This is a genomic window from Pseudidiomarina sp., from assembly GCF_048267825.1.
In the GTDB taxonomy this organism is placed as follows: Bacteria; Pseudomonadota; Gammaproteobacteria; order Enterobacterales; family Alteromonadaceae; genus Pseudidiomarina.
Genome location: NZ_JBLWWR010000009.1, coordinates 86838 through 98981 on the forward strand (window position 1 = coordinate 86838; position 12144 = coordinate 98981).

The 12144-nt window shown below is 48.0% G+C and carries 11 protein-coding genes; 8 read left to right on the plus strand and 3 right to left on the minus strand.

The window, feature by feature from the left end:
- Both pdxH and ACN0UN_RS08665 read right to left on the minus strand, forming a co-directional pair.
- A complete protein-coding gene (gene pdxH / locus ACN0UN_RS08660; protein WP_417659627.1) occupies positions 1 to 639 on the minus strand; it encodes a pyridoxamine 5'-phosphate oxidase in 639 nt (212 codons plus the stop codon).
- Positions 640 to 660: 21 nt separating this feature from the next.
- Entirely contained in the window at positions 661 to 2340 is a 1680-nt protein-coding gene (locus ACN0UN_RS08665; RefSeq protein ID WP_417659628.1) for an amidohydrolase, read from the minus strand.
- A 189-nt stretch (positions 2341 to 2529) separates the two neighbouring features.
- On the opposite strand from ACN0UN_RS08665, the gene ACN0UN_RS08670 reads away from it, so the two are divergent.
- The 4 genes from ACN0UN_RS08670 to glnB all read left to right on the plus strand — a co-directional run bounded on the left by ACN0UN_RS08670 (position 2530) and on the right by glnB (position 5738).
- Positions 2530 to 3156: a LuxR C-terminal-related transcriptional regulator gene (locus ACN0UN_RS08670; protein ID WP_128353129.1), complete on the plus strand. Its 627-nt coding sequence runs from the start codon at positions 2530 to 2532 to the stop codon at positions 3154 to 3156.
- The gene (locus tag ACN0UN_RS08675) at positions 3157 to 3678 is read left to right on the plus strand and encodes a DUF1285 domain-containing protein (RefSeq protein ID WP_417659629.1); all 522 of its coding nucleotides are present in this window, start codon (positions 3157 to 3159) and stop codon (positions 3676 to 3678) included.
- Positions 3679 to 3757: 79 nt separating this feature from the next.
- Positions 3758 to 5413 (plus strand): NAD+ synthase, encoded by a 1656-nt coding sequence (locus ACN0UN_RS08680; RefSeq protein ID WP_417659630.1) that lies wholly within the window; start codon positions 3758 to 3760, stop codon positions 5411 to 5413.
- A complete protein-coding gene (gene glnB / locus ACN0UN_RS08685; protein WP_128353126.1) occupies positions 5400 to 5738 on the plus strand; it encodes a nitrogen regulatory protein P-II in 339 nt (112 codons plus the stop codon). Before ACN0UN_RS08680 ends, glnB begins: the two co-directional genes overlap by 14 nt.
- 31 nt (positions 5739 to 5769) lie before the next feature.
- On the opposite strand, the gene ACN0UN_RS08690 is transcribed toward glnB, so the two are convergent.
- Entirely contained in the window at positions 5770 to 6531 is a 762-nt protein-coding gene (locus ACN0UN_RS08690) for an outer membrane protein assembly factor BamD (protein WP_417659631.1), read from the minus strand.
- 120 nt (positions 6532 to 6651) lie between these two features.
- Here ACN0UN_RS08690 and rluD point away from each other — a divergent pair, with 120 nt between their 5' ends.
- The 4 genes from rluD (at position 6652) to pssA (ending at position 11920) form a co-directional block, all read left to right on the plus strand.
- Positions 6652 to 7620: a 23S rRNA pseudouridine(1911/1915/1917) synthase RluD gene (rluD, locus tag ACN0UN_RS08695; RefSeq protein ID WP_128353124.1), complete on the plus strand. Its 969-nt coding sequence runs from the start codon at positions 6652 to 6654 to the stop codon at positions 7618 to 7620.
- Between the two features lie 3 nt (positions 7621 to 7623).
- A complete protein-coding gene (gene pgeF / locus ACN0UN_RS08700) occupies positions 7624 to 8319 on the plus strand; it encodes a peptidoglycan editing factor PgeF (protein ID WP_417659632.1) in 696 nt (231 codons plus the stop codon).
- Positions 8320 to 8396: 77 nt separating this feature from the next.
- Positions 8397 to 10970: an ATP-dependent chaperone ClpB gene (clpB, locus tag ACN0UN_RS08705; RefSeq protein WP_417659633.1), complete on the plus strand. Its 2574-nt coding sequence runs from the start codon at positions 8397 to 8399 to the stop codon at positions 10968 to 10970.
- Positions 10971 to 11071: 101 nt separating this feature from the next.
- Complete coding sequence (gene pssA / locus ACN0UN_RS08710; RefSeq protein WP_417659634.1) at positions 11072 to 11920, plus strand: CDP-diacylglycerol--serine O-phosphatidyltransferase; 849 nt, start codon at positions 11072 to 11074, stop codon at positions 11918 to 11920.
- Positions 11921 to 12144: the final 224 nt, after the last annotated feature.

Consider the following 12144-nt stretch of genomic DNA (forward strand, 5'->3'; position numbering starts at 1 on the left):
TTAAGGCTGTAAGCGTTCGACTAACCAGCTTTCATGCTGCTTGGTAAAGGTGAACCGGTCGTGTAGTCGATAGCGACCGCCTTGCCAAAATTCAAAACGCTCGGGCGCAACCAAGTAACCACCCCAAGTATCAGGCATGGGCACTTGTTGGTCTTTATAGTGTTCGGTGAGCGCATGATAACGCTGTTCCAATTCATCGCGAGAAGCAATGGTATGACTTTGCGCTGAAGCTAGCGCACCGAGCTGGCTTTCGCGAGGGCGGCTATAAAAATAAGCTTCGCTTTCGGCCCGTGCTATTTTTCGCGCAAAACCTTCAATACGAATCTGCTGTTCCAGTGCCAGCCACGCAAAATGCATAGCCACGCGGCTGTTTCCAGCAATGTCATGGCCTTTTTGGCTATCGTAATTGGTGTAAAACACGAAACCATCAGCCTGAATATCTTTAAGCAGTACGGTACGTTGGTGCGGTTGTCCATCCGCACCAACGGTTGCCAAAGTGAACGCCGTAGGGTCCGTCTGTGACGGATGATCTTTCGCCGCTTGAAACCAACTCGCAAATTGTTGCATGGGTTCTTCAGCGAGCGATTCACGCGTTAGTTTGCCTTGGGCGTAATCACGACGAACACTTTTTAAGTCCATACTGCGTCTACTTCCTTTCAATTAATTAGCGCTGTACTCACGCTTACCTGCAACATAGGTCGCGTTAACGTGGTTCTGCCATAGTATAGCGGCATCACGCGCAAACGGATCATGATCTAACACAATGAAATCCGCCCACTTGCCTGGCTCAATGCTACCTAACACTTGTTCTTGGCCAGCAGCGTAGGCTGCATCAAGGGTGAATGCACGCAGTGCTTGCTCAAGCGTTAAGCTCTCGTGCGCATACCAGCCACCTTGTGGTTGATTGTCACGGTCTTGACGGGTTACTGCAGCGTGTAAGCCAAAAAATGGGTCAGCAAGTTCAACCGGGAAGTCAGAGCCAGCCGCAATAATGGTGCCTTGTTCGGCAAATGTTTGCCAAGCATAGGCGCCTTTCATACGTGCCTTACCTAAACGGTCTTCTGCCATATTTTTATCGCTGGTTGCATGGGTTGGTTGCATGGAAGCAATAATATTTAAATCTTTAAAACGCGGAATATCTTCTGGGTGAACAATTTGCGCATGTTCAATACGATGGCGCAGGCTACGGCCACCGATGGTGTTATACGCACGCTCCATTTCGTCTAGCACAACGCGGTTCGCGCGGTCGCCAATTGCATGCGTATTGATTTGAAAGCCATGCGGAATAATCAATTCATAGAGTTCACGAATGCGTTCTTGCGAAGTGACCATCAGCCCATGTTGATCAGGCGCATCATGGTAAGAAGCTAATAGCGCAGCGCCGCGGCTACCTAGGGCGCCGTCACCGTAAATTTTAACGCTGCGTACTGCTAACTTGTCGTCATCTGACACATAGGGGCCGGCGGCTAACAATTCAGCCAGGGTTGGCTCGGTTGCCGACAGCATTGCATAGATGCGAATAGGGAGGGCGTTGTCGTTCGCTAAGTCTTTGTAGACTTGCAAGTTGGTTGCATCAACCCCGGCGTCATGTACGCCGGTGATGCCGCGCGCTAACAGATGCTCAAATGCCACTTTTAAGGCTTGTTCTTGCTGCTCGGCAGTCGGTGTTGGAATAACCCGTTCAACTAAGCCCATGGCGTTATCAATCAGTACGCCGGTAGGTTGGCCTTGCTGATCACGAATAATATCACCGCCATCAGGGCTTACTGTGTCTGCGGTGATGCCTGCAAGTTCCAGAGCTTTGCTATTTGCCCATGCAGCGTGGCCATCTACGCGCGTTAGGTAAATAGGGCGCTCAGCATCAACTTCGTCCAGTGTTTGTGCTTGTGGAAATTGGCGAACGTCCCAGTTTTCTTGATTCCAGCCGCGACCCAGTACCCAAGGCGCTGACGGATTTTTACGGGCGAAATCAGCCACTGTTGCTGCGGCGTTGCTTTCTGAGGTGGCGTCACGTAAATCAGCCAACATCAGGTTTTGGCCTAAGCCCAGCACGTGGCCGTGTGCATCGGTAATACCTGGCAACACAAACTTACCTTTCAAATCGACACGTTGGTCAGCAAACTGCTTACCATAGGTTGCCTCAAGATCAGCAAGGGTGCCCACTGCGGCTATCTTGCCATCGCGAATTAGCATGGCATTAAACTTCACCAATACAGCCTCGGCACCTGGCTTTCCGGTTAGCGTGTAGCCGTTAAAATTATGGAATAACGTGGTTTGCGAAAACGCTGCACCCGTATATAACATTATTAGAACAACTGTGATTAAACGTAAAATTCTCATAAATTTCTCTTTTTGACTGAATTTTATGCCCTGTAGAACGTTCCTAGTTTTACAAAGCGTTTAGAGTGCATCGCAAAAAATTCACTTTTTTACACTTTTTTACAATTTGGTAACACCAAACCTTCAAACATTCGTTAAAGCGTGTACAATACGCTAATTATTAGGGACATTTAAAGCGCGTGGACATTCATGAAAATACTAATTATCGACTCGCAATTTTTCGTACGTGCTGGCCTCATTCAAGTGCTAACAAGTTTCTCAGATGAGCTGGCAATCTACGAAGCCCCAAGTTTTGACATCGCGCAAGAATACCTGCGCCACCAAAGCGACTATAACTTAATTTTCCTCGATATGGACATACCAGATGCCGAGATTCGCCCAACCTTGCAAACATTGAAGAAAATGGCGCCAAGCTCGCACATTGTTTTGTTCAGCTGGCCACGGCCATTATCAGAAGTTCGCCAAGCCTTGAGCAATGGTGTTCGTAGTTATCTGCCCAAAGATGCGAGCGCTGAAGAAGCGAAGCAAGCTATTCGTATTCTGCTGCAAAACGATCGGTATTTACCAGAGGAGTCGCGTTTAAACGACACGATAAATCGACAAGGGAGTGCTGAGCACTTTTTGTCGCCCCGCCAACTGGAAATTATGCAGCTGTTGGCGCAAGGTTTGTCGAACAAAGAGATTGCGACAATTCTCGGCATTACCGAAGGGACAATTCGGGTTCATTTGTCGGCAATTTTCAAAGCGATTAAAGTATCAAACCGTACGGAAGCGACCTTATGGTACTTATTGCGTCAGAAACGTTTGGTGAGTTAAATGAAGTTGGAGCAATTGCTGGAATCGATAGAGCAAGGCCGGCATGCTCCTACGGAACGGTGGAATCCGCCTTATTGTGGCGAGCTGCCAATACACATTGACGCTGACGGTAATTGGTTTTATCAAGGTTCGCTGATTAAGCGCCAAGCCTTGGTTAAATTATTCGCCAGCGTTTTGGTGTGTGAAGACAATACCTTCTATCTAGTTACCCCCGCCGAAAAAGTTAAAATAACGGTTGCTGATGCGCCCTTTATTGTCACCACGTGGCAACATGTGCCCAATGCAGAGCCTCCGGTTATTCAACTGACAACCAATATTGAGCAGCAATTTGCGCTGTCAGAACAACACCCGTTAATCATTAAATCGGATCAACTCTACGTTGATTGCGGGCGTAACTTATGGGCAAAAGTGCATCGCAATGTGGTGTATCAATGGGCCGAAATAGCAAGGTCACGCACGCAACAGGGGCGTGAGATTTATTCCATTGAGAGTGCCGGAAAGCAATTTGATTTAAACGGGTAATGAGTCGCTTTATTTGCGCGAAACAAGGCGCTGCTCTATCATACGCAACCTAATATTCGTCAAGCTTGAGAGCCAATTCATGAAGCCAATCACGGTAACGCTTGCCCAACTCGATTTCACGGTGGGTGCTATCAAACGTAATACAGATTTAATCGTAGCTACGTTGGCGCAGTATCAAGACAGTGACCTTGTCGTTTTTCCGGAACTTGCGATAACAGGCTATCCGCCTGAAGATTTGCTGTTTCGCGATGACTTGGAAGCGTTAGTTGACCAATCCCTGAATGAAATAGCCGCTGCAGCGGAGCACAACTTGGCCGTAGTTGGTCATCCGCAGCGGGTGGGTAACGAGCTTTATAATAGTGTTTCGGTATTGCATCGTGGCCAATGTTTGGCGCGCTACCATAAGCAACGCTTACCACAATACGGCGTGTTCGATGAGCAGCGTTATTTTATTCCAGGCCATGATACAGGTGTATTTAGCTGGCAAGGGCATCGCATTGGCTTACTGATTTGTGAAGACCTATGGCACGCAGAGCCGCTCAGCCAGTTGCGCACTGAAGGTGTTGATTTAATTTTAGCGCTGAACGCATCTCCTTATGAAGTTGATAAACATCAGCAACGCATGCACATCATGCAACAGCGCATCAGCGAAGCGCACATTCCAATTATTTACGTGAACAATTGTGGTGGCCAAGACGAATTAGTATTCGATGGGCATTCGTTGGTGATGAATGCAAACGGCGATTTAGTGGCTGAGTTACCTCATTGCCAACCAACATGCGCAAGCGTTCGCTGTGATAGCCATGGCATCACGTTACTCGACCAAGATATTAAACCCCACCCACAAGATCGTCTTGCAGAAATCTATCAAGCACTGGTGTTGGCGGTTAAAGATTATGTCGGCAAAAATGGGTTTAAAGGCGTTACATTGGGCCTTTCAGGCGGTATCGATTCAGCGTTGACCATGGCGATTGCAGTGGACGCGTTAGGCGCCGATAAAGTGCATGCGATTATGATGCCATTTCGCTATACCTCGCAAATGAGCCAAGATGATGCTGCTGAGCAAGCACGCACCATGGGGGTTAAATACGACGTGGTGGCTATTGAACCTATCTATGATGCATTCATGCAGCAGCTTGGGCCTTTATTTGTCGGAACAAGTGCAGACACGACAGAAGAAAACCTGCAGGCACGCGCACGCGGAACGCTGTTGATGGCTGTTTCAAATAAAACCCATTCGTTAGTGCTTACTACGGGCAATAAAAGTGAGTTGGCGGTTGGCTACTGCACACTCTATGGTGACATGAACGGCGGCTTTGCCCCCATTAAAGATGTTCCGAAAACCTTGGTGTTTGCATTGGCACGTTATCGCAACCAAGCGGCTGAGGTGATTCCAGAGCGTGTTATTACCAGACCGCCATCGGCCGAGTTAGCGCCTGATCAGAAAGATGAAGACAGTTTGCCAGCCTACGATGTGTTGGACAAAATACTCACGCTTTATGTGGACCAAGACTGGTCGCCGAACGCGATAATCGATTGTGGTTTCGATGAGGCTGAAGTGTTGCGTGTTGTGCGCTTGGTTGATATTAATGAATACAAACGTCGGCAAGGCGCAGTTGGGCCTAAGATTACTTCGCGTAATTTTGGTAAAGACCGCCGCTACCCAATAACCAGTCACTTTCGTTATGAATTAGAACGGCAGGTGCAAGCTCGGAGTTCTCATGAAAAAAATTGAAGCTATTATCAAGCCATTCAAACTAGACGACGTACGTGAAGCACTTTCTGAAATTGGTATTGCGGGCATGACAGTCGCTGAGGTTAAAGGCTTTGGGCGTCAAAAAGGCCATACCGAGCTGTATCGCGGTGCGGAATATATGGTCGACTTTCTGCCGAAAGTGAAACTGGAAATTGTTGTCTCAGACGATCAGGTAGAGCAGTGCATTGATACCATTTTGGAAACCGCACAAACAGGTAAAATTGGTGACGGTAAAATCTTTGTCACCAATGTTGAGCGTGTTATTCGAATTCGTACTGGGGAAGAAAACGAAGACGCGGTTTAAAAACCGCGTCTTGTTACTCAATTCTTGTTAATCAATTAAAACGTGATAAGTAATCGCTTTGCGGGTAATTGTGCTTCAAGGTGGCAACTGTATCAGCACGCAATTCCACTAAACCTAAACTGTCGTAAGCTTCAGCCATAACCGCCAAGGCGTGTTCTGCTTCAGGCGTATCCGCAAAATTCTCTAACACATACTTGCCGCGATTGGCTGCTGCCAAAAATGCTTCGCGCTTCATGTAATATTGTGCGACTGCTAATTCGTGACGTGCGAGTCGGCTTTTAATTCCAATCATTCGCTGGCGCGCATCTGCAGCATACTTGCTGTCAGGGAAGCGACGCACAAGCTCAGCGTAATCATCAAACGCCTCGCGTGCTTTAGTTGGGTCACGGTCAGAGCGATCTAGACCGACCAAGTCTTGAAACAAATTCTCTGAGGCACGTTCGTTCGTGAGACCACGCATATATAAGGCGTAGTCGATTGACTGGTGGTTCGGGTTGAGTCGTGTAAAGCGGTCGACTGAGGCGAGCGCTTTATCAATATCACCTGTTTTATAGTAAACATAAATCAGGTCAAGTTGGATTTGGTGAGTAAATGGACCAAACGGGAAACGGGTATTCAGCGCTTCAAGTACCTGTAAGGCACTTGTGAAATTACCGTTTTGCAATGCTTGTTGAGCACGGGCATAACCTGCTTCTACATCGGTTAACCGGTTAACATCAGTTTCGTCTGGTGAGCTTGAGCAAGCGCTCAATGTCAATGCTGCGATGCAGGCTAAGATTATACGAAATTTCATAGTTTGTTTTTTTAATCTCTGTTGATTTAACTTTGGTGCAGCGCCCCAAACAGGTACACTATACATATTCACGCATTCTAGCGCAGCGTTGGCTGCTTTCACAGGTCCGAATACGAATTTATGAGCGAACAGATTTTATTAACTGGAAACGTCCCCCTTTCTGCCAACGGTAAGCGCTTGGACCAAGCACTTGCTGAGATGTTCCCTGACTATTCACGTTCTCGGTTAAAAACTTGGATCACCGACGGACACGTTCGCATCGAAGGCAATGTCGTTGACAGACCGCGCGAGAAAGTACTGGCAGGCATGGCCATCGAAGTTGATGCCGAATTAATTGAAGAGCGACGCTTCGAAGCGCAGCCCATGGACTTGAATATCGTTTATGAAGACGACGACATTTTAGTCATCAATAAGCCAGCCGGCCTTGTTGTTCATCCCGGCGCAGGAACACCCGATGGTACATTGTTAAATGCGCTGTTGCATCACTTTCCGGCTATTGATCAAGTTCCTCGCGCAGGAATCATTCACCGTTTGGATAAAGACACAACGGGCTTGATGGTTGTGGCGAAGACTGTGCCTGCGCAAACCCATCTTGTTGCGGCAATGCAGGAACGCCAAATTACCCGTGAGTACGAAGCAGTGTGTAATGGGCCAATGACAGCAGGCGGCATGATCGATGAGCCAATTGCGCGTCATCCAACGCAACGTACGCATATGGCTGTTGTAGCACTTGGCAAACCAGCCGTGACCCATTTTCGTGTGGCAGAACGCTTTCGAGCGCATACGCTGTTGCGTTTAAGGCTGGAAACCGGGCGAACCCACCAAATTCGTGTGCATATGGCGCATTTGCGTCATCCGTTAGTGGGCGACTTTACCTATGGTGGCCGGCCACGTCCGCCGCAAAAAGCGAGCGCTGAACTGTTGGAAACCTTACGCAACTTTCGCCGTCAGGCACTGCATGCTGCACGGCTTTCGTTGCATCACCCGATTACTGGCGAATGGATGAGCTGGGAAGCGCCAACACCTGACGATATGGTGAACTTAATTGCAGCATTGCGTTTAGATCGTCAGGAACATCCGGTCGACTAAACCATGTTAATGCTTGATTGGACGTTACCACCAGGCATTCATGCCGCAATTTCTACGGTAGCACAACCAGGCAATGTGGCTGCTCATGTAGGTGCAGATCCGGCCGCCGTCATTAAAAATCGGCGGGCGTTGCAGCGCGATGCGAAGTTACCGTGTGCGCCGCGCTGGCTCGCACAAATTCACAGCAACCAGGTTGTGAATTTTTCTGAGGCTCGTCCGACAGTGAAAGCCGACGCCATTTATTCAAACCAACCTCAATCTGTATGTGCGGTGCTAACCGCTGACTGTTTACCGATTTTATTGTGTAGCAATAACGGCAATGAAATAGCCGCAGTCCACGCTGGCTGGCGCGGTTTAGCCAATGGCATAGTTCAAAATACATTGCGCCAATTCCAATGCCCTCCACAACAAATTCAGGCTTTTATAGGTCCTGCTATTTCTGTTGCAGCCTTTGAAGTAGGCGATGAAGTACGGACTGCATTTGCAGCATTGAATCTGGTTGATTTATCCACGTTTCGTCCCCACAAAGCGGGGAAGTGGTTTGCTGATCTGCCGTTGTTAGCCGAACGCATTCTTCAGGCTGAGGGTTGCTTTAATGTTAAACAAAGTGGTTGGTGCACCTACAACGATTTACGTTGGTATTCCTATCGCCGCGATGCTCATTGTGGCCGCTTTGCATCAATAATTTGGAAAAATTAGCACGCTTGTGCTTGAAATTGATTAATTAATACCCACATTGATAATCAGGATATAGCTGATATTTTTAGAGGGTAATCATGCGATTCGATAAACTAACCAACAAATTTCAAATGGCAATTGCTGACGCACAGTCATTAGCGTTGGGTCGCGACCATCAATTTATTGAACCGCTGCATATTATGCAGGCGTTATTGACGCAAGACGGCGGTTCTTTACGTCCGATGATGACGCTTCTGCAAGTTGATCAGAACAGCTTGCGCACACAACTTAATGCCGCACTGGACAAGCTCCCGCAGGTTGAAGGCACGGGAGGCGACGTTCAAGTGTCCGCCGCCTCAAGCAGTCTGTTAAATCTCTGCGATAAATATGCGCAAAAGCGTAATGACCAGTTCATTTCGTCTGAGTTATTTGTGCTTGCGGCTACAGAAGACAAGGGCGCGCTGGGCGAAATATTAAAGAAACTTGGCGTTACACGTGGAAAAGTCGAACAAGCCATTGAAAAAGTACGGGGTGGTGACGCAGTGAGCGATCAAAATGCCGAAGATCAACGCCAAGCATTAACTAAATACACCATTGACCTGACCGAGCGTGCTGAGCGCGGTAAGTTAGATCCGGTTATTGGTCGAGATGATGAGATTCGTCGCACCATTCAAGTTCTTCAACGTCGTACTAAAAACAACCCGGTGTTAATTGGTGAGCCGGGCGTTGGTAAAACAGCCATTGTTGAAGGGCTCGCGCAGCGCATCGTAAACGGTGAAGTGCCTGAAGGGCTGAAGCACAAACGGGTGTTGTCGCTTGACCTCGGCGCCTTGTTAGCTGGCGCTAAATACCGCGGTGAGTTTGAAGAGCGCTTGAAAGCTGTACTGAATGAATTAGGTAAAGAAGAAGGGCGCATCATTCTCTTTATTGATGAGCTGCATACTATGGTGGGCGCTGGTAAAGCGGATGGCGCCATGGATGCTGGCAATATGCTGAAGCCCGCACTTGCGCGTGGCGAATTGCACTGCGTGGGCGCAACCACATTAAATGAATACCGCCAATTTATCGAAAAAGATGCGGCTCTTGAGCGTCGCTTTCAAAAGGTACTGGTTGATGAACCTTCGGTTGAAGATACCATTGCGATATTGCGTGGCCTGAAGGAACGTTATGAGGTACACCACTCGGTGCAAATTACCGACCCTGCGATTGTTGCTGCGGCGTCATTGTCGCATCGGTACATCAGTGACCGTCAGTTGCCCGATAAAGCGATCGACTTGATTGACGAGGCGGCCTCGAGCATACGAATGCAAATTGACTCGAAGCCTGAAGATTTAGATCGCTTAGAGCGTCGTATTATCCAACTGCAACTTGAGCAAAAAGCATTGCAGAAAGAAAAAGACGAGGCGAGTAAAAAGCGTTTAGAGCTGCTGGAAGGTGAGCTAGATGATCAGCAACGCAAATATGCAGAGCTCGAAGAGGTCTGGTTGGCTGAAAAGGCAGTGGTTCAGGGCGAGCAGCATATAAAAGCGCAACTTGAAGAAGCCAGAACGCAGCTTGATATTGCGCGCCGGGCTAGTGACCTTAACCGCATGTCGGAACTTCAGTATGGCCGTATTCCTGAATTAGAGCGGCAGTTGAAGGCTGCTTCTGAGGTAGACGAGGAAGGCATGTCGCTACTTAAAAATAAAGTCACTGAAGAGCAAATCGCTGACGTGTTATCGCGTTGGACAGGCATTCCTGTAAGTAAAATGCTTGAAGGTGAGCGCGATAAGTTACTCAAAATGGAAGAGAACTTGCACCAGCGCGTTGTTGGACAAGATGAAGCCGTTACTTCGGTGGCGAATGCGATTCGTCGCTCGCGTGCTGGCCTCTCTGATCCGCAACGGCCGATTGGCTCATTTTTGTTCTTGGGCCCAACCGGTGTTGGTAAAACAGAGTTATGTAAGGCGCTTGCGCATTTCATGTTTGACACTGATGATGCCATGGTGCGAATCGACATGTCTGAATTCATGGAACGGCATTCTGTATCGCGGCTTGTTGGGGCACCTCCGGGCTATGTCGGTTACGAAGAAGGTGGTTACTTGACTGAAGCCGTTCGTCGACGCCCTTATTCAGTTATTTTGCTGGATGAAATAGAAAAAGCGCATCGGGACGTATTCAACATTTTGTTGCAGGTGCTCGATGATGGGCGCTTAACTGATGGACAAGGTCGAACCGTCGATTTTCGGAATACCGTAATCATTATGACGTCGAATCTGGGTTCAGATGTTATTCAAGAGAAAGCTCACGAGCAAACTTACGATGAAATGAAAGCTGAGGTGATGGGCATCCTGTCGCATCATTTCCGGCCTGAGTTTTTGAATCGTGTTGATGAGACGGTGGTGTTCCACCCATTATCGAAGGCTCACATTAAGCACATTACGCAAATTCAGTTACAACGTTTGTACCAACGCTTAGCTGAACGTGATTACTCGATTGAGCTGAGTGACGCTGCTTTAGCGCACCTGGCGGAGGCTGGTTTTGATCCGGTGTTTGGGGCACGGCCTTTGAAACGGGCGATTCAACAAGAGCTCGAAAACCCATTGGCACAGCAAATCCTGTCAGGGAAGTTGTTGCCTAAAACAGCAATCAAGGTTGATTACCAAGACAATAACTTGGTGATTTCCCAGTAAGCGACACAATGTAATAGCCGGGCTAAGCACTAGTCCGGCTATTTATTGCAATGAATAAGCTATGCTATGCTGTGCGGCCACCATTATAAGGGAACGAAACTATGCCGAATAAAACTGAACAGTCATTAACCACAGCAAAGAGTCGTGGAATTTTCCTGTTGCCAAACCTGTTGACAACAGCGGGACTGTTTTCAGGCTTTTTTGCCATCGTTGCGTCGATGAACAATATGTTTGAATCGGCTGCCGTCGCTATATTTATAGCTATGGTATTCGACGGCCTTGATGGTCGTGTTGCGCGTATGACAAATACCGAAAGCGAATTCGGTGCCGAATACGACAGCATGGCGGACATCGTGTCATTTGGTATGGCTCCTGCTTTGGTCATGTATAACTGGGCGCTTGGTGATCTTGGCAAGCTCGGTTGGTTAGCGGCCTTCATTTTTGTCGCCGGTGGTGCATTGCGATTGGCGCGCTTTAATACCAACCTTGGCACATCCGATAAACGTTATTTCCAAGGCTTAGCCATTCCAAGTGCCGCAGCGATAGTTGCGGGGTTTGTTTGGGTTGGTAGTAAATACGAAATTGACCCAAGCAACGTGAGTTATTTTGCGGCGTTTCTAACCATCGCTGCTGGTTTGTTGATGGTAAGTAACTTCCGCTATCACTCGTTTAAAGATGTCGACTGGCGCGGACGCGTATCGTTCATTGCGATACTTGCGATTGTATTAGCGTTCGTGATTGTCGCCACCGAACCTTCGTTGGTGTTGTTCTCTATTTTCTTCTTGTACGCAATTTCTGGTCCAATCACGACCTTCCGTACAGTGAAGAAGATTAAACTTGAACATGTCGTTGGTGATACGGATTGTGAAGAAGGCGATTCTGCAACGAAAAGCCAACAAGAAACATCAGAAAAAGCACAAAAATCGGACGATAAAAAGACATCCGATTAAAAAGCCAGCAAACGATTCAATTTTGATGAAAAAGATCTTGCGCAGTTGGCGGCGATCCTTATAATTCGCCGCCGTTGTCACCAAGTGATGACGCTGGTTCAGAAGGTGATGAAAGTCACGAAAAAAGATCCAAAAGGATCTTGACCTGACCAACGGATGGCGTAGAATACGCATCCCGCTTCACGAGAAGCGAAACGCTCTTTAACAATATACCAAGCCAAGCA

What these genes read in the sequence shown, in the direction of transcription:
- pdxH (WP_417659627.1), bottom strand. Translation starts at nt 639, where the DNA reads ATGGACTTAAAAAGTGTTCGTCGTGATTACGCCCAAGGCAAACTAACG.
- ACN0UN_RS08665 (WP_417659628.1), bottom strand. Translation starts at nt 2,340, where the DNA reads ATGAGAATTTTACGTTTAATCACAGTTGTTCTAATAATGTTATATACG.
- ACN0UN_RS08670 (WP_128353129.1), top strand. Translation starts at nt 2,530, where the DNA reads ATGAAAATACTAATTATCGACTCGCAATTTTTCGTACGTGCTGGCCTC.
- ACN0UN_RS08675 (WP_417659629.1), top strand. Translation starts at nt 3,157, where the DNA reads ATGAAGTTGGAGCAATTGCTGGAATCGATAGAGCAAGGCCGGCATGCT.
- ACN0UN_RS08680 (WP_417659630.1), top strand. Translation starts at nt 3,758, where the DNA reads ATGAAGCCAATCACGGTAACGCTTGCCCAACTCGATTTCACGGTGGGT.
- glnB (WP_128353126.1), top strand. Translation starts at nt 5,400, where the DNA reads ATGAAAAAAATTGAAGCTATTATCAAGCCATTCAAACTAGACGACGTA.
- ACN0UN_RS08690 (WP_417659631.1), bottom strand. Translation starts at nt 6,531, where the DNA reads ATGAAATTTCGTATAATCTTAGCCTGCATCGCAGCATTGACATTGAGC.
- rluD (WP_128353124.1), top strand. Translation starts at nt 6,652, where the DNA reads ATGAGCGAACAGATTTTATTAACTGGAAACGTCCCCCTTTCTGCCAAC.
- pgeF (WP_417659632.1), top strand. Translation starts at nt 7,624, where the DNA reads ATGTTAATGCTTGATTGGACGTTACCACCAGGCATTCATGCCGCAATT.
- clpB (WP_417659633.1), top strand. Translation starts at nt 8,397, where the DNA reads ATGCGATTCGATAAACTAACCAACAAATTTCAAATGGCAATTGCTGAC.
- pssA (WP_417659634.1), top strand. Translation starts at nt 11,072, where the DNA reads ATGCCGAATAAAACTGAACAGTCATTAACCACAGCAAAGAGTCGTGGA.